We start from the raw sequence: 24,249 nt of genomic DNA on the forward strand, positions 1-24,249 counted from the left end.
TTATTCCCCTATTCCCTGCTTTACCAGAGCCTTGCAAACAAGAACATCCATCAAACTGGCCTGCAGATGATCACCAGAGTGCAAAGGACCAACCCCTTTGGGTGTGCCGGTAAGTACAATATCTCCGGGATAGAGCGTAAATGTTTGAGATATGTGAGCTAATAATTGCGGCCATTGCCACAACATATTGCCAGAGTTTCCTTGTTGCCGGATTTCACCGTTCACTTCAAGTTGAAACTCAAAGGCGCTATTCAAATTTAGTTGAGAAGCAGGAACAAACTGGCTCACAGGACAACTGCCGTCAAAGGCTTTGGCTCTTTCCCAGGGGTGCCCTTTCGCCTTTAATTTGCTTTGCATATCCCGTAACGTTAGATCCAAAGCCAACCCGACACCTGCCACCGCTTCTGTTGCGGCTTTGGTATCAGCATTGCGCAGCGGCTTATTGAGCAAAAATGCCAACTCTAATTCGTTGTGACATTCCCCCTCGCTTGGGATGTGAATCACTTCCTGCAAATGAACCAAACTATTATTCGCTTTGATAAATAACAGCGGCTCTTCTGGCGTTTCATTTTCCAGCTCAGCAATATGATCGGCATAGTTACGCCCGACACAAATCACTTTACCCGGCGTCAATGCACAAGGAATGTCATTAATGAATTGGTGTTGATATACCTTCATGGTTTATCGCCCCAGCTTAATGCGGTCTGCAAGATGACCCACAGATGCCCCAAAATAAGTGGAACGGTTCCAGCCCATCAGCGTGTGAAAATTTTCATAAACCAGGTAAATCCGACCTTTTTCATCATCTGGCATAATTAAAGATGCCATCAACTCTCTGTCTGGTAAGTCTCTGCCATCCATGCGCCGAACTCCGATAGCCTGCCAGTCACTCAGGGATTTCATCTTGTCTCTTTTTAACCCGGTCAGCTTATAGTCAAAACCCTCCGGTAGCTTAACCTGGCGTCCCCAGGTACTGCTGTCATCCCAGCCTTCGGTCGCCAGAAAGTTCGCGATAGACGCAAACACATCCTGGATATTGTTCCAGATGTCTTTTTTACCATCACCGTCAAAGTCTTGTGCATAATTTAAAAACGAGGTGGGCATAAACTGACTTTGTCCCATAGCCCCGGCCCAGGAGCCTTTAAAATCGGCTTTCTGTATGTGACCATCTTTAAGAATCGTCAGCGCCGCATAAAGCTGTTTTCTGAACAGAGCCTCTCGACGTCCTTCATAGGCTAAGGTTGCCAATGCCGACAGTACCGGATAACCTCCGGTCAACTTACCATAATTACTCTCAACGCCCCACAGAGCGACGATAAATCGAGGTTGGACACCGTACTTCTGGCTCACTTTAGCTAAAATATCAGCATGTTCGTGGTACAGTTCAATGGCTTTTTTTACTTTCCAGTCAGGCAGCCTTTTTGGCAAATAGGTATCCAGAGTTTGCTTAAATTCAGGCTGATTTTTATCTGAGCTCACCGCCCGTTGATAAAACTGTATATCTGCAAAACTGTCATCCAGAAACGCTTTGCTGAACCCCTTCTCCAGCGCTTCCACTTTGAAATCCGCTATATACTGCTCAAAACTTGGCTTTTCCTGTTGCTCTTTGGCCAGAGAGCCGGTTTGCCACAACAGCGAGCCAGTTATCAATAAAGCTTTAAACAACACTTTATTAATCATCCAACTCCCCTTTTTGCATCGCTTTGTGTTGCGCTAACAAACTTTCAGTTTTAGGCGGCAACTGTAAATAAAAACCAGTTTCCCGCAATGCTTCAGATACCTTTTCTTTGCTGGTGCGGATTAGTTTTTTTTCGCCAGCAAGGTTAAACAACATGACAAACTGAGGTTTGCCAAATGACGCCATTAAGGCTTCTGGCACCCGACTAAAGTCGTCGCGTTTTTCAACGTACAGATAGGTTTCGTTTTTTTTACTACTTTTATAAATGGCGCAAAGCATAGTGTTTTTCTGTTCTGTGTAATTTTAATGGTAGTTTCGCAGAGTGTCTGCCAGCAAATGGCCCCGCCAGCCGAGGCATAGATCGGGTTCTATGCCCTGCAACTTGCACTCTTCTATATCAAACCATAACCATTTTAAAAATTGATTAATTTGTTTTTTTGAAGCCAAAACTTCCAGTGGTATATCCTGTTGAGTTGCCACTTCAATACAGTCATTACGGATGCTCTGGCTGATTTTTTTGTAGGCTTTGACATCCACCAGGCGTCGAATTCGCTCGGGTTGTTGCGCTTCCTCAAGCTGCGAAGCGGCAATAATCAGAGATAGCAATTCCTCACCGTACAAACGCATTTCTTTGCCGGAAAGCACATTCAGCGCAGCCAATTTAGCGATAGATTTAGGTGCTCTTTTTGCAATTTCCAGCATGGCGATTTCTTTGATAACAAAATTAGCCGCAAGATCTTCCGACACCGCCTTATTGTATCGCCAGGCCGCCAAATCCCGCAATACAGCAAGCGAACGAGGGCTTAATTGCCAAGCGTTTTTTACTAATAAATAGCGATATTCGGGGGCAAGACTGGCTGATTTTTTGGCGGCCAGATTGTCAATTTCCTGAATAACCCAGTCAAACCTTTCAAGTTCTTCAACTTTGGATTTCAATGTGGGGTAAATCTGGTGCAAATACAGCACATCGTTAGCGGCGTATTGCAACTGAGTGTCACTCAATGGGCGCCGCAACCAATCGGTGCGCGATTCACCTTTATCCACTTCGATATCTAACATGTCTGCAATCAGCTTTGCATAACCGAGCGTATTGCCTAGTCCAGCAAGACAAGCTGCAAACTGTGTATCAAAAATGGGCGAAGGGTAAACTCCCAGTAAGCGGGAAAATACTTCCAGATCTTCTGAACAAGAATGCAACACTTTAACAATGTCAGGAGCCACTAAAATTTCCTTGAGAGGCTCCCAATCTGAAACAGTGAGTGGATCCACCAGTACAATGCGCTTGCCATTGTTGATTTGGATTAAGCCGCACTGCGGGTACCAGGTTCGGGTTCTTACAAATTCTGTGTCGAGGGAGATAAACTCTACCCCTTTAGATTGCTGACAATATTCTGCCAGGCTTCCGTTGTCGGTGATTATTTGGAATTCCATAAATATAAAATTTTGGGGTAAAAAAAACCGGCTGGCGCCGGTTGTTTTTATTAATCTCTGAGCTGCCTACGCAGTATCTTACCAACATTTGATTTAGGAAGCTCGTCTCTGAACTCAACAATTTTCGGCACTTTATAGCCGGTGAGGTGAGATTTACAGTGGGCGAGAACATCTTTATCCGTTAACGCCTCATCCTTTTTGACGATAAACAGCTTCACAATCTCTCCCGAAACTTCGTGAGGGACACCTATTGCGGCAGCCTCCAAGACTCCGGGGTGCATGGTTGCCACATCTTCAACTTCGTTGGGGAAGACATTGAAACCAGATACCAGAATCATGTCTTTTTTGCGATCAACGATGTAAAAATAGCCATCTTCATCACATTTAGCGATGTCTCCAGTAGCCAACCAACCATCTTTTATAATTTCATCAGTGGCTTCTGGACGATTCAGATAGCCCTTCATAACCTGAGGACCCCGTACATACATTTCACCAGCTTCGCCCATCGCGACTTCGTTACCTTCCTCATCCAACAAGCGGATTTCAGTTGAAGGTAATGGCATCCCAATTGAACCTTTATAACGCTCTAACTGCGGAGGGTTTACGGTAACAACCGGGCTACACTCTGTCAGGCCATAGCCTTCCAACAGAACAGTGCCGGTAACTTCGTGCCAGCGCTCAGCTACCGAGCTTTGCACAGCCATGCCACCCCCCAAACCAAATTTAAAACGAGAAAAATCCAATTCACTGAAGCCCGGGGTGTTTAGCAATCCGTTAAACAGCGTATTTACACCAGTAATGATTGAAAAATCGTATTTGCTCAGCTCATTAACAAACCCAGGCATATCGCGTGGATTTGTGATCAACAGATTGGGACAGCCAAACTTCATAAACGTCAGACAGTTCCCCTGCAGGGCAAAAATATGGTACAGCGGCAAAGCGGTTACTACTATCTCTTCTCCGGGAGTAATAACCGGCTCTAAGATGCCGGATACCTGCTCCAGGTTGGCCACCATATTGCGATGAGTCAGCATTCCGCCTTTTGAAACTCCTGTCGTACCACCTGTGTATTGCAAAAACGCGATATCATCATTGCTGATATCCGGTTTATTGAAAGGCAAATTTTTACCGCGACTCAAGGCGTCCAGGAAAGGCACGGCGCCAGGCAAATTAAAATCCGGAATCATCTTCTTAACGTGCTTCAGCACAGCATTGACAATCCAGCGCTTAGGTATTGGCAGCATATCGCCGATTTTGGTCAGCATGGTTAGCTTAACCGGCGTCCTGTCAATCACAGCGGTCAAGGTATTGGCAAAGTTTTCCACTATAACAATGGCCTTAGCACCAGAGTCATTTAGTTGGTGCTCCAGCTCCCGTTCCGTGTACATAGGGTTAACATTGACCACTGACATACCCGCTCGCAATATGCCAAAAATACAAATGGGATATTGGATCAGGTTGGGCATCATCACTGCAACGGCATCGCCTTTTTTAAGACCCTGGCCTTGCAAATAAGCGGCAAACTGTCTGGAGTAATCATCCAGTTCCCGAAAGGTAATCTTATGCCCCATATTGATATAGGCATCTTTGTCGGCATATTTAGCGACAGATTGTTCATAGATATCAACTAATGAAGTGTACTTATCGGGATCTACTTCGGGTTGTACGCTCTCGTGGTAATTCTGCAACCAAATCTTTTCCACTGTATTGGCTCCTGAGGGTGCTGAGGTCTTTATAGGTTTGTTTTTAATTGTAGCTCTGGCATTACGATAATATAAAAAATAGTCCTCGGACCAGAGATTCTTTTCAATACTAGCCAAAGCCATCGCAAAATTAAACTTTTAATCACAACTCATTAACATGAGTTTTTGAAATTTCATCATTCACAGAAAAAATGTGCTGATTTTTTCAGCGACCGATTGAGGATTATCCATGTGCAGGTGATGGCCGCCTTCACAGGTTTCCACGCTTAGTTGTTGAACCAGAGATTGCCGCTTATTGAGATTGACCTTGAGCTTCTCAAAACCCTGTGAACCTAATATCGTCAGCCAGGGACACTGCACATTAGCGATAAATGCATTGGCCTGTGCCTCAGTAAGTCGCAATGAGGATAATGTGCGCAATCCCGGATCGGTGCGCCAGCGCCAACCTTCAGGAGTTTGTGTCAGGTTGCGCTCCATGAGTATCTGTGCAGATTCAGGTTTCATATAACCCGCCATAAGCCGGGCTTTGACAGCGGACTCTAAGGAACCCGGATGTCTTGGGGTTTTATGCTGAATGGCTATGCGACTTTCTATAGACTTTCTAAGCTGTTCCGGGCTGGTGTCTGCTTCCATAGTCAAAGGGCCAAAAGACTCAATGACTGCAAGTCGATTTACTTTCTCAGGAAAGCAACTGGCATAAACTGAAGCTATGATGCCCCCCATTGAATGACCAAGCAATGAAACCTTATCCAATTGCAGACAGGTGAGTATTTCCTGTAAATCCTGCACATTGTCCATCAGGTGATAATGTGCACCAGGTGCCCGATGATCACTTTTGCCATGTCCGGCAAAATCAATGGCAATGATGTGAAACTCAGAAAGGTACTCTGCCAGAGGAATAAAACTGGCGGCATTATCCAGCCATCCATGTAACGCGATAACACTGGGTTTACTGCTATCGCCAAACTCCAGTCCACGCAGAACAATATTGGCAAGGGGAATTTCGATCTCTCTCATAAAAACTCAAAAGCGGCAATAAGTTGCCGCTTTGTATCATTTTTTGCCAACCGGCAACAAGCGTTAAGGCTCAATATTGCCGCGCCGAGTATCCCGATTATTACCTCTGTCGGTAGTTCGAGAGGTAGTATTATTGTTAGTGCTAATATTATTACTGCTATCCGAACTATTGTCAGAAGACGTGTTTGTGTGGCGCTTGCGGATCACCACATGTCTTTGGTGAAAAGGCCAATGATTCCAGCCATATATCCCACGGTAGCCATAAGGATAGCCATAACGGAAATGCGGCCACACTGATATGGTTTCGATTTCGATGCGATCAATATCTTCCCACAGGTAGTACCCTGAGGCATCTAAGGTTGGATACTGATAGACATGCTCCCCGACTAAACCTTCTTCGATGCCTTTAATTTTACCGGCAAAAGTGACACTTTTGCCCTTTTTGTACACCATCGGGTCCAGAAAGCCTTTAACGTAAACCCGGAAGCGGCCAATGCTCTCTTTGCCTACAATGGGACGACCATAGCCACGCAGTGGGTAAAACACCAAATCTAGCTGCGTCTTATCTTGTTTGTTTTCAATATTTGCTATCACACCACCCCAGCGGGCCATCTTGCCTTTTTGTATTTCCGGCTCCGCAGCCGCCTGCTGATAAGGGACCAATGGCGTGTCTTCAGGTAATTGCACACTTTCAGGTACAGAAGCACACCCCGCTAAGATTAAAACCCCAATCAGAGATAACAGGTGTCGTTTGATGGTACTGCACTTCATAATACTACCCTCTGTAATGCAAAATTGGTTTAACACCAGTGTATAAGTATAGCCGGCTAATGTGAACATCTACTGAATTAATTGGGAGAGAATTTTTGACTTGTTAAAACAAAGTGTCTAAGCGTAGGTATCAACGCCCATCATTTGTTTTATTTCTTCACGACGATAATCTAAGGCGAGACTTTGATAAGCATCAACGCCGCTACGTCTGCCAGTTGCGCCATAGGCTCCCTCTTGCTGCTCACGGTATTTATCCGCTTCCGCATAGCTTTGAGAATCGCCTTTTTTAACCACCGTTTCATATTGAAATGGTGGTTGCTGTGGTGAACTATCTTCCTGCCTTGATTTGAGCGCAGCCGTTTGCTGTCCGCTTTCTTTTACAGGCGGATTGATGATCAGCGTTCCCGGTCGGGTTAATACGGTTGATTCAAAGTTCACTTAACACTTCCACAGACATCTTATCCTCTATATCGGATCAACTTTGTAAATATTAAGCAAATTTTCCGCCAAAATTAAAAATTGTGCACTTTTACCGGCCCGGCAGCTTTTTCCAGGTCACTTTATCTCGCAAATAGGTAGGCTCTACATTGTCAGGTTGGTAACTCTCCCCCGACTGCCACAGTTGTTTTGCCTTAGGTAACATAAACTCGGCACTGGGGTACAGCACGCTCACTGGTTTATCCATCTTGGGTTTAAGTGACTCGTAAGCCTGCCAGCCTGTTCCGGCCAAAGCATAGTTGTTTAATGCTGCCAGCGGCCCTGCCAGTAGTTCTTCTGGTGGAATAACTAACTCTTCACCTTGCAATTGCAGTATGCCTTGCTCGTCTGCCACATAGTGCCCAAAATAAACTTCTGACATGCGGGCATCAATCAACGCCACCACTTCTGAACAGTTTTCCTGCTTCGCTATTTGCTGTGCCATAGCCTGAAGCGTGCTTACTTTTACAATGGGTAACGTCGCACCAAAAGCCAGTCCCTGGATCATGCCCATTGCAATGCGAACTCCGGTAAAACTGCCCGGGCCAGCTCCAACCGCCAATACGTCCAAATCATTGAGACTGAGCGCAGCCTGTTGCAATACTTCTTTAACCATAGGCAGCAGTTTTCTGCTGTGCTCTTGTGGGCAGACTTCAAAACGGGAAACAATCCCCTTATTGGTTTCCAGCGCGACAGAACAAGCCTCTGTTGCGGTATCAATTGCAAGAATATTCAATGCTGAGTCCTATAATGCTTTCAAAAAGTCCAGAGCCAATTGTAGCGAACGAGTCCGCTTCATATCTGGCAGACTCTTAATAAATGTTTTGCCATAATCTTTATTCACCAGACGGTCATCACAGATGATCAAAACCCCTTTGTCCTGAACATCTCTGATCAGACGTCCTGCTCCCTGCTTCAGGGAAATAACTGCCTGCGGTATTTGCATTGTAGCAAACGGGTTTAGCCCTTTTTTGCGACAATCTTCTACTTTTGCCTGTAGTAAAGGATCATCAGGCGAGGCAAAAGGTAACTTGTCAATCAACACACAAGTGAGTTTGTCGCCTCTGACATCAACCCCTTCCCAAAATGCCCCAGTACCCAACAACACGGCGTTGTCATTCTCAATAAATTGCTCCAACAGCTCGCGCTTACTGGTGTCTCCCTGAACCAATATGGGGTTATCTATTTCATCTTCCAACAAGCCGGCCAACTGGCGCATCATATTGTGGCTGGTAAACAGCAAGAAGCATCTGCCGCCGCTGGCGTCTATGATTTGCAAAGCCACCTGCAATAGCGCTTTTTTGCGCTCAAAATGGTTGGCTTCAGATAAGTAACGCGGTACACACAACAATGACTGCTTCTGATAATCGAAGGGACTATCCAGGATCAGCTCTTTTTCTGGCTTTAATCCCAACTGCTTTTTAAAGTGATTAAAGTTATCACCTACTGCCAGCGTAGCAGAAGTAAATATCCAGGCACTGTCGCTGTGCTCCAGAATCGCGCCAAACTTCCCGGCAATACTCAGCGGCGTAGCATGCAATATAATATGCTTGGGCGTGGTTTCGTACCACAGACTGATGTTTAGCTGCTGCTCATCTTGCATGATAGCCAGTCGACTTCGGGTTTCCACCAGGCGTTCGAACAAAGCATCAAAGGCCTTATCCCGATTGAGATGTAACTTACTCACCTGATATAAGACATCGAATGCTTCTGCGAGGCGAGCCATTTGCTCAATGACTTCTTCGCGTCGTAACTGCTCGAACCAATTGCCTTTTTGCGGTTGCAGCGGATACAGTAATCTCAGTTCAGCCATGCAGCCACGTAGCTGCTCCGCCGCCTGTGACAACTGGCTGGCATCTTTTAACACTGTTCGTTGTAAAGCTTCGATGTCTTTACAAATGTCATGCACTTGTCTGCCAGACAGTGCCTCGCCAAAGTACTCTGTGGCAATATCCGGTATCTGATGGGCTTCATCGAAAATAATAGCCTCAGCTTCAGGTATCAGCTCACCAAATCCGGTATCTTTAAGCGCCAGGTCGGCAAAAAACAAATGGTGATTAACCACTACGATTTCCGAGTCCATCGCTTTTTTGCGCGCCTTAACTAAATAACAATCTTCATAATCCGGGCAATCACGCCCCAGACAGTTGTCCACCGTCGATGTGACATAGGGTAGTATGCCTGAATCCTCTTTAATGGCGGATATTTCGCCAATGTCACCAGACTCAGTGGTCACCGCCCAGTTTTTCACCCGAGTTAAATCGGCAAGCACATCAGCACTCATCAGGTTAGTACCGCGACTGTGTTGTGCCAGTCTGGCCAAACACAAATAGTTTGCCCGCCCTTTTAGTAGTGCCGTACTTTTATTGCTTTTGAGTGCTTTTTTAATTAGTGGTAAATCCCGAAGGAACAGTTGCTCCTGAAGGTTTTTAGTCCCAGTTGAGACAATGGTTTTGCGTTTACTGAGCAACGCAGGCACCAGATAGGCAAAAGTTTTCCCTGTGCCGGTTCCCGCCTCCACCACCAGTTGAGATAGCCCTTTTATTGACTGAGCCACCGCTTCCGCCATGCTTATTTGCGCTTCTCGCGGATTAAAGTTTTCAATACTGCTGGCCAGTGCACCGTCTGGCGCAAAGGCGCTTTTCACATCAGTCATAAAATCATCTTATTATTCATTGATTCGGCGGAAAATCGGGTATTTTACAGCGGCAGAGACGCAATACCAATGATAAGTACCCAGGCGGCAAAAAACACTTTAAGGTGTGTTACCGAAAAATACAGTGCCAGGTGCCTTGCGATGGTGCCTCCTATTGCCGCACCAAGACCGGCAAAGATAACGACAGACCAGTAAACTGACTGAGTATCAAAAACGTGATAAAGCACGCCAAACCAAACGGAAAAGGCACTTAAAATAACGGCACAGGCAATGGCAAACGACACATTAAAGCGCCGGAATATCAAAAATATAGCGATTAACTCCCCGACACCAACCGACAACCAGGCGGTTATACCACCGCCAATTAAAGCGATTAACGGCAAACACAAGTAATCTACCTTTTGCAATTGCTTGTTGAATGACTGCTTTTTCAGCATAGGTATAGATGCAAAAATGGCTACCGCCAGTAGTACCGAAAAAGCCCCAAAAGTAGCATGCAGGCTATTCGGGGATTCAATACCGGCAATTTGCACAAAAACGATTCCGCCGATGGAAAACGGAATCGTCCACCACAAAACCTGATAAATGGACTGCCACTCAGGATCCGTGTGTTTATCCCGTCGATACCACCTGAACCAGGATATCGCACCGGCTGTCATGCCAAAGCATTGGATAGCAAAACTGGTTGCAACTATGGTGGTGTTGTCCAATCCCAACTGGCTAAAAAAGGGCACAAAGATTACGCCACCACCGGCTCCGGTCGCATTGGCAAAGACAGCACCTATAATGCCAAGCAAGGCAAAGCCACCATATTCCAAAAACAAGGCTACTGGATCAGATGTTATAAAATAAAAAGCGACAAACCAGAGGGCTACCAGCAAAAGTCGCAATAATTTTGGATTAATTCTGTTCATGCGTTAATTAAAAATAAGTGCCACTTCGCCACGAATTGCTCAGACCGGCGCTCATTATCTGCAGATTTGCTAAATATGCAAAGAAAGTTCACAGTCCTGGTTGTAAATCGAACCGGTTGTACCTACATTTTTATTTCCAATGACAAAACAAGGAATTTCCGCTCGTGAGCGACACAACATTTGACTTCGTAATTTTTGGTGCTAGTAGTTTTGTAGGCAAAATTTTGTGTAATTATCTAGCGGAAAACTACCAAAGCTCTGAGCCTCGCTGGGCCATTGCCGGTCGTTCAGAGCAAAAATTAGCACAGTTGAAAAATGAGCTGGGAGAAAAGGCAGCATCGATTCCGGTAATCCTGGCTGACGCAGCAAATGAAGAGCAACTTAAGGCCATGGTCAAGCAAACCAAAGTAGTGGTTTCGACGGTGGGTCCCTATGCCCTGTATGGCGAACCACTGGTCAAAGTTTGCTGTGAAACTGGTACGGATTACTGTGATCTCACCGGAGAAACCCAATGGATTGCCCACATGATAGAAAAGTATCATGATCAGGCACAGGCCAGTGGCGCAAGAATTGTTAACTGCTGCGGCTTTGACTCCCTGCCCTCGGATTTGGGCGTTCTATTTTTGCAGGATGCTGCTAAGCAGCAGTTTGGTCACTACTGTTATCGCGTCAAAATGCGGGTAAAAGCCATGAAAGGCGGGTTTTCAGGTGGTACCGTAGCTAGCTTGCTCAATGTCGCCAAAGAGGCCGCTGGCGATCCTGCGCTGCGTAGAACCTTAACTAACCCATACGCACTATGCCCAAATGATCATCCGTTTTTTGCCCGACAAGCCAGTAACAACAAAGCAAAATACGACAGTGATTTTAATCAGTGGACGGCCCCTTTTATTATGGCCACCATCAATACCCGTATAGTGCACCGTAGCAACGCGCTGTTGAGTGCCAGGTATGGCAAAAACTTCCTCTACGACGAAGCCATGTTATGCCCATCAGCATTTAAGGCAAAAGCAATGACCCTCGGGCTGGGCGCCTTTATGGTTTCAGCCGCTGTCTCACCACTGCGCAGTGCCATGGAAAAGCTAATTCTTCCTAAACCCGGCGAAGGTCCCTCCCCCGAAGACCAGGAAAAAGGCTTCTACAATATGCACTTTTTCGGTGAAACAGCCACTGGCGACTCAATCAAAGGCAAGGTGACTGGCGACAAAGATCCCGGCTATGGCTCGACAGCAAAAATGTTGGCTGAAACGGCCATCTTGTTTGCCAATCTTGATGCTAATTCTGAAGAAAAGCCCGCGGGAGGGTTTTGGACGCCATCGACTCTGTTTGGTTTGCCGCTGATTGAACGCCTGAAAGAGAAAGCCGGCCTGACTTTTGAACTGCTGTAAGAGCCTTAAATTTAGAGCGTATCGCTCTTTGCAGTACTATTTTGCAGCAAAGGTCAGCCCGCTCTAAAGACAATGTATTCCAATTGCAGGTATTCGGGGACGAATTGGTGATTACCTTTACGCTAGGCTAATCTATCATTACCTGCTTTTGTACAGCGAAAACTTAAAGTGTGAAAATCCTTGTTATAGATGATGAGCAACTGGCCATTGATAATCTGGTTTCATTGATCAGAAGCCACGACCCAGCCAGCGAAATAATAACCTCAGACAATGCCAGCAATGCGGTTGATCTGTTTTTCGCAGAAAAACCTGATGTTACCTACCTTGATATCAATATGCCCAGAATTTCGGGTATCGATTTAGCCAAAATCTTTACCGGAAAATCAATCATCGTTTTTGTCACAGCTTACAGCGAATTTGCAATCGAAGCGTTTGAACTCAGTGCCATAGACTATTTACTGAAACCCATAGACGAAAAACGCTTTGCCGAATCTTATGAACGGGTCCGACAAAGACTGATAACGCCTGTCACTGAGCAAACAGAAATACAGGAAGTCTTTAGCCTGGTTTCGAAACAGCTCAGCAATCCAGTCAGCGACGTCATCCCGGTTAAAGAAGTGGGTAAAATCCGCATCATTGAAATCAGGGACATCGACTATTTGCTGGGCAGTGGTAATTACGTAGAAATTTATCTGAAAAATGGGCAAATGGTGTTACATCGTGAAACCATGCTCAACATGGAAAACCGACTCAGTCAGCAGGACTTTATTCGAATACACCGCTCCTCTATTGTTAGGGTTAGCGCTATTTCAGAACTAATCGCCAGCAGCCGGGGAGATTACACTGCAAGGCTAAAATGCGGCGCCAAGCTACCCGTTTCGAGACAATTAAAAAACCAGGTTTTAAATTTCTTCAGTTAATGACCACGCCTTCCATGACAAATACCAAAACAACGCGCTTTTCTCAGCGTCTTTTTACGCCATTACTGTGGCAACTATGTGCCATTTATTGGCTAATCACATTAAGTGGTTATTCACTAAGACGAGTTCGCTACCTCAACGATTGGACTTTCTCCACTTTTTGGCACTATTTTGCAGAGGGGTTGCAATGGTGGGCTGGCAACTTTCTGGTAATGCCAGCTCTCATAGCCGCGGCCTGTTATATTTCGCAGCAGAAATTAGGCAAATTTGCCAAGCTATTGAGCTTTATTCCTTTAATCGCTCTGGTGTTTTGTATTCAGGCCTCACTCGGCGTTCACGCTCTATACCTGATAAACAATTATTTACCCGGACTGGAGCCGCTTAGTCTGGACACTGTTCTGGCCGCCTTCAGACACTACACCACTCACAACTGGTGGAACCTGGATTTTCAGATGTATTTATTGTACCTGTTACTTGGCATTGGCTGGCAATGGTATGAAACCGGAGTTTATTCACAGTTACAACAAGAAAAACTCAATCGTAAACTGGTTCAGTCAGAACTGGCTGCGTTTCGGGCACAATTGAACCCTCACTTTTTATTTAATGTACTGAACAGCATTTCTGCTCTGGTCAGAACAGAACGCAAACCCGATGCGCTGGATGCACTGAATGAGCTTTCTTTGTTATTAAGAGGAATTATTGATAACAGGATGAGTAACTTCAGTACCCTGGAAGCAGAGTTGTCTTTGCTGGATCACTTTATTTACATGCAAAAGTTGCGTTTTGGTGACAAATTATCTTTTCAAAAAGAGGTCTCTCGTGAGGCCTTATATCGACGAGTGCCAGGCATGTTGTTACTGCCTCTGATAGAAAATGCCGTAGTACACGGTTCAAAAACTCGCTGCAATATACTGCTGAAAGCCAATGTGATAGCACAGGGTCTGCACATTCGTATCAGCAACCCACTAGACGAGCACGGAAACAACAAAGGCTTTGGATTAGGAATTGGTAATAATAAAGCCAGACTTTCCTTAATATACGGTGAAGAATGCCAATTCAATCAATTTATCGAAGCTGATAACTTTGTGGTTGAAATGGTTTTGCCCGCCATTAATGAAATCCAGTAGATGCTATCTGGCTGGTTATAGTGTATTGATTGTTATGGGGAGTTATGTCCGAAAGCGCTGCTTGAATCTGGAATAAGATTCAGAATGAAATATGAACTAAGGAGGTTAATCAAGTGTCATGGTTGGACACAAGTCCAAACTGCAAGCTGAGGTGCCGGACTGAAGTCCGGCCTACAGGACTTTAATTTGGTGCGGACGGAGGGACTTGAACCCTCACGAGCTATGCTCACCACCCCCTCAAGATGGCGTGTCTACCAATTCCACCACATCCGCGTTTTATTAGGTATTAGGTACGTCGCTGTCTGATTCTTGCTGGTCTGCAGCTGGTACATCGCCTGCAGCAGGTTGCTCTTCTGTTTGTTCTACAGCCGGTACATCAAGGTTTTCCCAGGTATCTTCAGTAACACCTTGGTTGTTTGACATGTTACCCAGCGCAAGGCTGACGCAAAAGAATATTGTGGCCAGAACAGCAGTAGTTCTGGTCAGGAAGTTTCCAGAGCCGGTAGAACCAAATACGGTGTTTGAACCGCCACCACCAAAGGATGCTCCCATATCGGCGCCCTTACCTTGTTGGATAAGGATCAGGCCGATCAACATAATCGCTACAATCAAATCTATGACTAAAAGTACTTCGTATAACATTTACTGTCTCTAATTAGTTCAGGCTGAACGACAAATTTTAATGAAATCTTCAGCTTTAAGGCTCGCCCCACCAATAAGGCCACCGTCTACGTCCGGCTGTGAAAACAACTCTGATGCATTATCAGCTTTTACACTACCACCGTATAAAATTCTCATTTCCGCTGCTACTTCGGCAGAATGAGTCGCAATAAATTCTCTCACACACTTGTGCATGTCTTGTGCTTGCTCAGGGCTGGCAGTTTTACCAGTTCCAATTGCCCAGACAGGCTCATAAGCCAGTACGCATTTGGAAAACGTCTCGATTCCGAGTGCGTCAATGGCAGCTTTAACCTGGGAAATACAATGCTCGGTAAACTTACCTTTATCTCGTATTTCTTCCTCTTCGCCAAAGCAAACAATCGGGGTTAAACCGGCTTTTATAGCACAAGCCGCTTTTTGAGCTACCTGACTGTCAGATTCTGCGTGATAGGTGCGTCTTTCAGAATGCCCTACAATCACCCATTTTGCGCCGCACTCTGCGAGCATTGCAGCGCTAACTTCGCCGGTATAAGCACCGGACTCATGTTCACTGACATCTTGAGCGCCTACGTCAAAGCCTCGACTTTGAAATTTAGCCAAATAAGGTGCTGGAACACAAACAACAACATCAGCAGATGATAATTCAGCCTCACTTAACGCTGAACTCATTCCCTCTACCAAACTGTCTGAACCATTCAGTTTCCAGTTTCCTGCCACTAATGGTTTTCTTTGTATTGCCATAGTTATATTAGCTATTTCTGCATTTTCAAGCGGTGCGAGATATTAACGAAGACGCACACAAGTTACAAGATTTCAAATCAAAATAATTGCTTACAATGCGTCTTTTACGGCACCAGCAATGTATTCCGCCCAATTATTCGCCAATGGCGCATCATGAGCTTCCACCATAACCCGGATCAATGGCTCTGTTCCGCTCTTGCGCAACAATACTCGTCCGGTATCTCCCAGTTCCGCTTCAGCTTCTTTTACGGCGTCTTTCACCGACTGAATTTGCAGAGGATCATTGCCTTCATTAAAACGCACATTAATGAGCTTCTGAGGATACTTTTCCATGCCTCTGGACAAGTCATAAAGTGACATATTGGATTTCAGCATCGAAGCAATAACCTGCAATCCTGAAACAATGCCATCTCCTGCCGAAGCTACATTTAGATTCAAGACATGACCGGAGCTTTCGCCGCCTATACACCAGCCTTTTTCTTGCAGAAGTTCTAATACATATCTGTCACCGACTTTACTTCTTGCGAAAGGAATTCCCAGCTTGGTTAAAGCAATCTCTAATCCCAAATTACTCATGGCTGTACCAACAACACCACCACCATTCAGTTTACCAGACTTGAGGTTGTCTCTGGCGATGATATAAACAATTTGATCGCCGTCGAGGATATTGCCTTTGTGATCGATCATCATAATGCGATCGCCATCGCCATCCAGCGCAAAGCCGAGATCCGCTTTTTCTTCCAGTACTTTTTGTTGAATTAAGTCAAGGGACGTTGCTCCAACTTTGTCGTTGATATTTAAACCGTTGGGGTTGGTACCAATTTCGATAACCTCAGCGCCTAACTCTATTAATACGTCGGGAGCGATGTGATACGTAGCACCGTGGGCGCAATCTACGACAATCTTTAAACCCTGCAAGGACAGCTCTGATGGGAAACAGCCTTTACAAAACTCGATATAACGTCCAGCAGCATCGTTGATACGGGTTGCCTTGCCTAATTTATCTGAACTAACACAGGTCATAGGCTTTTCCATTTCAGCTTCAATCGCCAGCTCAATATCATCATCCAGTTTATAACCAGAAGAGCCGAAGAACTTGATGCCGTTGTCATAATACGGGTTATGGGATGCACTTATCACTATGCCAGCTTCCGCACGGAAGGTCTTTGTTAAATAAGCAATGGCTGGAGTCGGCATAGGCCCCAGCAATCCAATATTGATACCAGCGGCGGACAGCCCAGCTTCTAACGCAGACTCCAGCATATAACCTGAAATCCGTGTATCTTTGCCTATCAGTACTTTATTGGTACCATAACCCGCCAATACTTTACCGGCTGCCCATCCCAACTTGGTGACAAACTCCGGGTTGATCATGTTCTCGCCAACGCGGCCACGAATTCCATCTGTTCCAAAGTACTTTCTCATACTGACTCTCAAATCAACTCTATTGTTTTTTGTAATACTTTCAGCGCGTCTGACGTTTCTTTTACGTCATGTACACGCACGATTTTTGCGCCCTGTTGCAGTGCGATTAAAGCTCCGGCAATACTGCCAGCCAGCCGTTCCTCAACCTGGCGATTTAATAAATTACCGATCATGGATTTTCTTGAAACACCGACAAGTAATGGTAACTCAAGTGCTTCAAAGTATGACAAGTTTGCTAATAAGTGATAGTTGTGGTCCAGGGTTTTACCAAATCCAAAACCTGGATCCAAAATTAATCGCTGCTTCGCTATCCCCTGTTTTTCACATGCTGTAATGCGTTGTTCAAAGAATTGTTTAACTTCTTTTAATACATCCTGATAACTGGGCGAATCTTGCATAGTGCGAGGCTGCCCCTGCATGTGCATCAAACAAATATCGGCGTCGGTTTGTGCTGCCGCCTCCAGTGCCCCAGGATACTGCAACGCTCTGACATCATTGATCAAGTCAGCTCCGGCATTTACCGCTTCCGTGATTACCTCTGGTTTACTGGTATCTATGGATATCGACACCTCAAATTGGGCTGCAATGGCCTCTATTACGGGGATAGTTCTGTCCAACTCTTCCTGCACAGATACCGCTTGTGCCCCTGGCCTTGTGGATTCACCGCCTATATCGATGATTTCAGCGCCATGCAAAATCATTTGCTCCGCTTGTTTTATCGCAGCATCCGAATTTCGGTATTTACCACCATCAGAAAACGAATCGGGCGTTACATTCAATATGCCCATAATTTGAGGGTGCTTATCAATTGTGTGTAGTAGTGCCATCGAAGGAAGGATGATTAATATCGCTTATAAAAAACGCCTCAAATGAGGCGTTATTAACTCCATACTGCTGTTAGTTTAGCGGATTTAGCTTGGCAGGTCACCTGGCTTACCGACTGAACCATTAGAAGATTTTTTGTCTTCTGCTTCTGGTTTGGCATCAGATTCTGCCTCTGCACCAGCGCCTCCCCTGGGCTTATCAGACTTGTCATTGTCTTTATCCCAGTCAGCAGGCGGACGAACTTCACGGCGGGCCATCAAATCATCAATTTGCTTGGCATCGATTGTTTCGTATTTCATCAATGCATCTTTCATGGAATGCAGAATATCCATATTTTCTTCCAGGATATTTTTAGCACGCTCATAATTTCTGTCGATTACGCCTTTAATTTCAGCGTCAATCGCTCTGGCAGTATCATCAGACATGTGCTTCGCTTGCGCAACGCTTCTGCCAAGGAAAACTTCGCCTTCTTCTTCCGCATATAGCATCGGCCCCATCTTATCAGACAGACCCCACTGGGTGACCATCTTGCGGGCGATATCTGTTGCGCGCTCAATGTCGTTTGATGCCCCGGTAGTTACTTTGTCAGCACCGTAAATCAGCTCTTCCGCCAGACGCCCACCAAATAAGCTGGACACCATACTCTCCAGGTGTTGCTTGGTGTGGCTGACGCGGTCTTGCTCTGGCAAGTACATAGTCACACCTAGTGCACGTCCACGTGGAATGATAGATACTTTATATACCGGATCATGTTCTGGTACTAGTCGTCCCACAATGGCATGACCCGCTTCGTGATAGGCGGTCATGGCTTTTTCTTCCTCAGACATCACCATGGAGCGTCGCTCTGTACCCATCATGATTTTATCTTTCGCTTTTTCAAACTCTTCCATGTTCACCAGGCGCTTATTAGCTCTGGCGGCAAACAGCGCGGCTTCGTTGACCAGGTTGGCCAGATCAGCACCTGAGAATCCTGGTGTACCACGTGCAATTACAGAGGCTTCAACATTGTCGGCAATAGGAACCTTGCGCATATGCACTTTAAGAATTTGTTCACGGCCTCGAATATCGGGTAATCCAACAACCACCTGGCGGTCAAAACGACCAGGACGCAATAATGCAGGATCCAATACGTCAGGACGGTTTGTGGCTGCGATTACGATGATACCTTCGTGACCTTCAAAGCCATCCATTTCAACCAACATTTGGTTTAAGGTTTGCTCACGCTCGTCGTGACCACCGCCTAAACCGGCACCACGTTGACGGCCTACGGCGTCTATTTCGTCAATAAATATAATACAAGGGGCAGACTTTTTAGCTTGCTCAAACATGTCGCGAACCCGAGATGCACCAACACCAACGAACATTTCAACAAAGTCAGAACCCGAAATGGTGAAAAAAGGCACTTTTGCTTCACCGGCAATGGCTTTCGCCAGCAATGTCTTACCTGTTCCGGGCGGTCCAACCATCAGAACGCCTTTAGGAATTTTGCCGCCCAGCTTCTGGAACTTGGAAGGATCGCGCAAGAAGTCAACCAGCTCGACAACTTCCTCTTTGGCTTCATCACAGCCAGCCACGTCCTGGAATGTGGTTTTAATTTGATCTTCGCCCAGCAGTCGTGCTTTGCTCTTGCCAAAGGACATCGCCCCTCGGCCTCCACCACCCTGCATCTGTCGCATGAAGAAAATCCAGACGCCTATTAGCAGCAACATCGGGAACCAGGAAATAAAAATATTTGCCAGCATGGATGGTTCGGCAGGTGGTATACCCACGACTCGAACATTATTTTTCAGCAGGTCAGCCATCAAACCATCATCATAATATGGAATGTTGGTGTTAAAGCTTTCACCAGTGCGCTTAAGTCCGCGAACTTCACCGGTTTCTTTATCGATGCTGATCTCGCGGATCATGCCCTGATTAACTTCTTTGATAAACTGGTCGTAACTGGTTTGCCGTTTGCCAGAATCTCCAGGAGTAAAGCTCTGAAAAACAGACATCAATACCACAGCAATAACCAACCAAAGAATCAGGTTTTTAGCCATATCACTCAATGTAATAACCTCAATAAATACTTAAATTGCGAAACAACATCACTATCGACAAAGAATACTATAGTTTCCAGCCGGTAGCTACAAGGCGGACTTCTCTGGAGCGCGCTCATAAGAAATCATGTTTGCGGGTTTTGACGATTTAAAAGCCTTTATTGGCTCCGTAAAATCTCACTCAAAACCAGCCCTTGAAAATACCAATATCACCCAGGCGTTATCTTCATTAAAAGTTGCCGAACCGTGAATTACGCCAACTCTACAAGATACATCACCCTTGCCTGACACGTAGTTATCAGTCCTGGGCGCCGTATCAGACCCATTTACACATACGCTCTTGCCACCGATTCTGTTCAAATTAAAACCTTTTTTAAGCGCAGACCTTACTTTAAAGTCTTATACACAAAGCGTTATACAATGCAGTGATTATTGCTGGCAGAGTGCACTTTTTGGTCATTTAAACGAATCAAAAATAAGGATACGAAGGAAATGGCGCTAGAATACAGCTTTTCAACCTATGGGTTGAGATTTATTTGTAAATAGAGTTGTCATAAAAGACTCATTATTCTGTTTCTGGTTCACGAAACGTTCAACAATTATTTTGAGTCAATGAGCTCACTTTCAACCGCTTCATTTGGTGAAAAATGTAATTCAAGTAATTTTGACTTAGAAATGGGCTTGCTATAATAATAACCTTGTTGTTTGTCACTACCTAGTTCCCGGCACAGATCAGCCTGCCAACTTTGCTCTACTCCTTCAACCACAACCACCGCACCTATTGATTTACACATACTCACCAGACTGTTAAGCAAGTTTATACGTTTAGTATCATTTTTATCTACCGGCATTACAGATCTATCAACCTTGACCTGGTTAATCGGAAAATTAATAAGATGACTTATTGAAGAGTAACCCGTGCCAAAATCGTCTAAAGCAATAGTAAAACCAGTTTCTGCCAGTTGTGAAATCATTCGCTTCGTTGCAAAGTCATTGCTTAGCAACGCAGTCTCAGTAATTTCTAAAACTACCGAGGACGGTAGAACGCCTTCCCTGAGACAAATACTCTTTAATCTTACACACATTTCCCATTGATTTAGTTGCACGGGCGAAAAATTAACCGAAACGCGAACCTTAGGAAAACCACGTTTAGTTATCTCCGCCTGGGTCATAACTGCTTGTTTAAAAACAAATTCGCCCAATTTGTCGATAGTTTGGTTTTGTTCAGAAATGGGGATAAACTCATCAGGGCCATAAAAACCAAATGGACTGTTCTCGGGCCACCTAACCAGAGCCTCCATAGACATCAGCTCACCTTTAGAACTAACAATTGGTTGATACAACACATTAAATGCATTTTGATTTAAGTGATATTCAAGGCCTTCTTTAATTAGTCTCTGTTTTTCAATTTCTGCTGAAAGACTTTCATCAAATTCAGTTACTGTATACCCAGATCCCTCTTTAGCTCTATGTAACGCCAAATTAGCCTGTTTGATCACTTCTTTTTTCGTGATATTTTCGGCAATGTATGTACTGCCAATACTGAATGTGCAATTGATTTCTACATCATCGAAAACAAATGGTGTATCCAGTGCTTTGAGTAATCTATTAAAAACAGCTCTTTTCTTAGATTCAATTTCATTTGACTGTATTAACAATGCAAACTCGTTTGAACCAACTCTTGCCACATGATTTTTTTGATCTACAACTTGTTTAATTCGCTCAGCCACTTGTTTTAGAAATTCATCGCCAAGTTCGTGACCATAGCATTCATTAAAAAATTTAAAATTGTCAATATCCAAAAAAATAAGTGCGCCGTTTTTATTTGCTAAATCAGAGTTTAAAAGGTTTTCCAACGATGATTCAAATGCGGTTCGATTGAGCAACCCTGTCAGGTTATCAATACTGGCGGCTAATTTGCTACGTTCTTGATTTTTCCGTACACAGTACTCTAATTCGAATCGTTTTCTGGCCAGATGAATTGTTCGATTAAGCTTTTGTTGATTAATTTCGGTCTTTGACAGGAAGTCCTGAGCCCCGAATTCCAGGGCGCTTTCCAGCAACACACTATCTTCACTGTTGCTCATCAATATAACACCGCACGGGTAAGCCAAGTTTAGGGTTTTAATATCGGCTAAAACCTTAAGCCCGTCCTTATCAGGTAGTAAGTAGTCAAGCAACACAATATCAAATTTGATATTGGTCAAGGCTGCCAGACCCAATTGTGCCGTTGCGGCCTCTTCAATCACCGTTCCCGGCTGACCGTTCAATTCACGTTTAATTTCCTCTCGGTCTACTTTGTCATCATCAATTAGCAGAACACGCATAACCATCTCCAATGTGCGACAATGGCAAACTTACAACTTGCCCAAATCCATTGATTAAACTCATTAGCTTTTCAAAATTTTTACCAACATTGTCCTTGCAAATATAACCCGAAACATAGTTTTCATACGCCTTTTGGATGTCTTGATTGCACGATGAGGTAGTAAGAATAAATACGACCGTACTTTTTAGATCACTATCCTTCCGAAGTGTTTTAAGGAACTCAAAACCATTCATCATCGGCATCTCAAGGTCAAGGATCACGATGAGCGAACACTGATTACTTCTACTTCGTAAATAATTTAAGGCTTCAAGCCCGTTCCGTTTACGAATGAGCTCTTCATGACGATTACTCTTTTTAAAAGCACGTTGCACGGATATTGCGTCAACATCATCGTCATCAACCAGCAATATTTCCAATGGTTGTCGTTCATTAACACTCATATTTTACCCCCTTCCTGATATATATTGGCCAATGAAGTTGTATTCTGGTTCCTCCCAGCGGACTAGTATCAATTTTCATTTTACCACCCAATACACTTAGCGTCTTAGACACAATCGCCAACCCCATACCCGATCCTTCCACTTCATCTCGTGGACGCAACGTTTGAAAAATCTTTATTACTTTTTCCCGATACTCAGGTGCAATACCAGGACCATCATCATCGACACAAATAATATACTCACGATTATTCCGCTCCGCAGATATAGATATTTGACCAGCTGAACAATTATGGTGCTTTACCGCATTTTGTATAAGATTGCGCATGACTAACTCAAACGGGACAGAAGATAAATGTAACGTTATGTCTTCAGCTGTTATGTCGAATTCAGGTCCGATTCCAAGGAAGGCAGATATACTCGCCGTTATATCAGGAAGAGAGATTTCCTCAACTTTAAAATTCATACGACCAAGGCGGGAATATTCCAATAGATCATCTAACAAACATCTCATACGACCAATTCGGCCATGCAAGAGGTTAAAGTACTCTTCAGCACTGGCATCTAACTTTGACTCAAGGTCATCTTGAATCCAACCGCATATCTTTTCTACAGAGTTCAAGGGCGCCTTCAAATCATGAGAGGCAATATAGGCGAAATTTTCCAGATCTTCATTTGACTGGCGCAACTCCTGTTTCTGTTGCTCTTGTAACGTTACATCTCTGGCAATTCCAAGAATATACGAACGCCCATCGTTGACAATACAACGCTTTTTAATAGTCCAAAGAATGCGATTAGTCCCGTCAGGCATAAGTACCTCCTCAAAGACTTCGCTTTTTCCTTGCTCAAAAGCGATTTTGTCCTGCTCGAGAAACGCTTCTGCGTCTTCTGGCAAATAATCTTCCACAGTCGTGGTTCCGAGAATGTCCTGTGGGTTTTTTCCCGGATAAAGCTGCATAAATGCTGGATTCACGAACACAATGCGAAACTGCTCATCTTTTGCAAAAATCAGATCTTCATGAGCGGCGGTCAGCAGATGCGGAAACTCTAAACTCGACAAATAATCAGGTCTGGCCGTTTGTTGCTGTAGGTACAGTTCAATACTTTTGGCTATCGCGGTAAAGCCGCTCCATTCCGCGCTTTGATCGGGCATATCGCCCCTACCAAAACCATAGAGCATGCCCACCGGATTATCGCTGCCAGACGTCAATAAAACACCTACAAAGTACCCAACGTGATCTGCAGATTTTAACAACCCACTGCCCTTAAAAGATTCTTGCAAAGCGCGTTCATTGAAAAAGCACAGTGTTTTGGCTTCAATTACCTGACGATATATCGGATCTTCATCAGCCAGACCATCCTCAAAATATTGAAAATCAACGTCTGTCAACGCGACTGCACAGGTGCTGAGATTAAAAGTGGTTCTCAGGTAGTCGGTTAAATTTTCGATGTAGGGATTAAGGCTATCAGGTACCAGCCCGACAGAGCTGGAAAACCGCAATATATCCTCTGAATGAACGCCACAATCTGTCATCTTCAACACTTCAAAAACTTAGTAAGTGCTTTTAGCATAGTCATTAGTGCGGCGATGCAAAATAGTACTTTAGTATATTTTTATCCTTAATATGGTTCCGATTTTGCTCGCTTTGTTGTAAGAGATCGACAATTTTTTTATTGCTAAACCCGGAATGTGGTAATCTATAAGCAATACTAA

22 protein-coding genes and 1 tRNA gene are annotated in these 24,249 nt (G+C 44.6%); 3 read left to right on the top strand and 20 right to left on the bottom strand.

What is annotated here, in order from left to right:
- From ACXAD8_RS06375 to ACXAD8_RS06425, 11 genes are all read right to left on the bottom strand, one after another.
- The gene (locus ACXAD8_RS06375) at positions 1–678 is read right to left on the bottom strand and encodes a fumarylacetoacetate hydrolase family protein (RefSeq protein ID WP_475226295.1); all 678 of its coding nucleotides are present in this window, start codon (positions 676–678) and stop codon (positions 1–3) included.
- 3 nt (positions 679–681) lie between these two features.
- Entirely contained in the window at positions 682–1,677 is a 996-nt protein-coding gene (locus ACXAD8_RS06380) for a lytic murein transglycosylase (protein WP_475232897.1), read from the bottom strand.
- The gene (locus ACXAD8_RS06385; protein WP_475226297.1) at positions 1,673–1,957 is read right to left on the bottom strand and encodes a YcgL domain-containing protein; all 285 of its coding nucleotides are present in this window, start codon (positions 1,955–1,957) and stop codon (positions 1,673–1,675) included. The genes ACXAD8_RS06380 and ACXAD8_RS06385 overlap by 5 nt, the downstream gene beginning before the upstream one ends.
- Before the next feature lie 24 nt (positions 1,958–1,981).
- Positions 1,982–3,109 (bottom strand): ribonuclease D, encoded by a 1,128-nt coding sequence (gene rnd / locus ACXAD8_RS06390; protein WP_475226300.1) that lies wholly within the window; start codon positions 3,107–3,109, stop codon positions 1,982–1,984.
- 50 nt (positions 3,110–3,159) lie between these two features.
- Entirely contained in the window at positions 3,160–4,812 is a 1,653-nt protein-coding gene (gene fadD, locus ACXAD8_RS06395; RefSeq protein ID WP_475226302.1) for a long-chain-fatty-acid--CoA ligase FadD, read from the bottom strand.
- Between the two features lie 180 nt (positions 4,813–4,992).
- Positions 4,993–5,829: an alpha/beta fold hydrolase gene (locus ACXAD8_RS06400; RefSeq protein ID WP_475226304.1), complete on the bottom strand. Its 837-nt coding sequence runs from the start codon at positions 5,827–5,829 to the stop codon at positions 4,993–4,995.
- Between the two features lie 63 nt (positions 5,830–5,892).
- A complete protein-coding gene (locus tag ACXAD8_RS06405) occupies positions 5,893–6,600 on the bottom strand; it encodes a Slp family lipoprotein (protein ID WP_475226306.1) in 708 nt (235 codons plus the stop codon).
- Between the two features lie 117 nt (positions 6,601–6,717).
- Positions 6,718–7,038: a hypothetical protein gene (locus ACXAD8_RS06410; RefSeq protein ID WP_475226308.1), complete on the bottom strand. Its 321-nt coding sequence runs from the start codon at positions 7,036–7,038 to the stop codon at positions 6,718–6,720.
- 91 nt (positions 7,039–7,129) lie between these two features.
- Positions 7,130–7,813 carry a tRNA (adenosine(37)-N6)-threonylcarbamoyltransferase complex dimerization subunit type 1 TsaB gene (gene tsaB / locus ACXAD8_RS06415; RefSeq protein WP_475226310.1) on the bottom strand — a complete coding sequence of 228 codons (684 nt, stop codon included), beginning with the start codon at positions 7,811–7,813 and terminating at the stop codon, positions 7,130–7,132.
- 9 nt (positions 7,814–7,822) lie between these two features.
- Complete coding sequence (locus tag ACXAD8_RS06420; protein WP_475226312.1) at positions 7,823–9,733, bottom strand: ATP-dependent DNA helicase; 1,911 nt, start codon at positions 9,731–9,733, stop codon at positions 7,823–7,825.
- Between the two features lie 44 nt (positions 9,734–9,777).
- On the bottom strand, positions 9,778–10,647 hold the full coding sequence (locus tag ACXAD8_RS06425; RefSeq protein WP_475226315.1) for a sulfite exporter TauE/SafE family protein: 870 nt from the start codon (positions 10,645–10,647) through the stop codon (positions 9,778–9,780).
- Between the two features lie 164 nt (positions 10,648–10,811).
- Between ACXAD8_RS06425 and ACXAD8_RS06430 the strand changes: the two genes are divergently transcribed.
- The 3 genes from ACXAD8_RS06430 to ACXAD8_RS06440 all read left to right on the top strand — a co-directional run bounded on the left by ACXAD8_RS06430 (position 10,812) and on the right by ACXAD8_RS06440 (position 14,079).
- On the top strand, positions 10,812–12,032 hold the full coding sequence (locus tag ACXAD8_RS06430; RefSeq protein ID WP_475226318.1) for a saccharopine dehydrogenase family protein: 1,221 nt from the start codon (positions 10,812–10,814) through the stop codon (positions 12,030–12,032).
- A gap of 170 nt (positions 12,033–12,202) precedes the next feature.
- A complete protein-coding gene (locus ACXAD8_RS06435) occupies positions 12,203–12,952 on the top strand; it encodes a LytR/AlgR family response regulator transcription factor (RefSeq protein ID WP_475226321.1) in 750 nt (249 codons plus the stop codon).
- 14 nt (positions 12,953–12,966) lie between these two features.
- Positions 12,967–14,079 (top strand): sensor histidine kinase, encoded by a 1,113-nt coding sequence (locus ACXAD8_RS06440; protein WP_475226323.1) that lies wholly within the window; start codon positions 12,967–12,969, stop codon positions 14,077–14,079.
- Positions 14,080–14,266: 187 nt separating this feature from the next.
- Here the strand turns inward: ACXAD8_RS06440 and ACXAD8_RS06445 are convergent.
- From ACXAD8_RS06445 to ACXAD8_RS06485, 9 genes are all read right to left on the bottom strand, one after another.
- Positions 14,267–14,352 (bottom strand) — tRNA-Leu (locus ACXAD8_RS06445).
- A gap of 6 nt (positions 14,353–14,358) precedes the next feature.
- Positions 14,359–14,721, bottom strand: coding sequence for a preprotein translocase subunit SecG (gene secG / locus ACXAD8_RS06450; protein ID WP_475226326.1), 363 nt, complete (start codon positions 14,719–14,721; stop codon positions 14,359–14,361).
- 18 nt (positions 14,722–14,739) lie between these two features.
- Complete coding sequence (tpiA, locus tag ACXAD8_RS06455; protein ID WP_475226329.1) at positions 14,740–15,480, bottom strand: triose-phosphate isomerase; 741 nt, start codon at positions 15,478–15,480, stop codon at positions 14,740–14,742.
- A 90-nt stretch (positions 15,481–15,570) separates the two neighbouring features.
- Positions 15,571–16,905 carry a phosphoglucosamine mutase gene (gene glmM, locus ACXAD8_RS06460; protein ID WP_475226331.1) on the bottom strand — a complete coding sequence of 445 codons (1,335 nt, stop codon included), beginning with the start codon at positions 16,903–16,905 and terminating at the stop codon, positions 15,571–15,573.
- A gap of 8 nt (positions 16,906–16,913) precedes the next feature.
- Positions 16,914–17,693 carry a dihydropteroate synthase gene (gene folP / locus ACXAD8_RS06465; protein ID WP_475226334.1) on the bottom strand — a complete coding sequence of 260 codons (780 nt, stop codon included), beginning with the start codon at positions 17,691–17,693 and terminating at the stop codon, positions 16,914–16,916.
- A 123-nt stretch (positions 17,694–17,816) separates the two neighbouring features.
- On the bottom strand, positions 17,817–19,778 hold the full coding sequence (ftsH, locus tag ACXAD8_RS06470) for an ATP-dependent zinc metalloprotease FtsH (protein ID WP_475226337.1): 1,962 nt from the start codon (positions 19,776–19,778) through the stop codon (positions 17,817–17,819).
- A 590-nt stretch (positions 19,779–20,368) separates the two neighbouring features.
- Positions 20,369–22,096, bottom strand: a complete 1,728-nt coding sequence (locus tag ACXAD8_RS06475) for a putative bifunctional diguanylate cyclase/phosphodiesterase (RefSeq protein WP_475226339.1) — start codon at positions 22,094–22,096, stop codon at positions 20,369–20,371.
- Positions 22,077–22,538, bottom strand: coding sequence for a response regulator (locus tag ACXAD8_RS06480; protein WP_475226342.1), 462 nt, complete (start codon positions 22,536–22,538; stop codon positions 22,077–22,079). Before ACXAD8_RS06480 ends, ACXAD8_RS06475 begins: the two co-directional genes overlap by 20 nt.
- Positions 22,528–24,069, bottom strand: coding sequence for a sensor histidine kinase (locus tag ACXAD8_RS06485; RefSeq protein WP_475226344.1), 1,542 nt, complete (start codon positions 24,067–24,069; stop codon positions 22,528–22,530). Before ACXAD8_RS06485 ends, ACXAD8_RS06480 begins: the two co-directional genes overlap by 11 nt.
- Between the last annotated feature and the right edge of the window lie 180 nt (positions 24,070–24,249).

Source organism: Planctobacterium sp. AWH2_060, assembly GCF_056158425.1.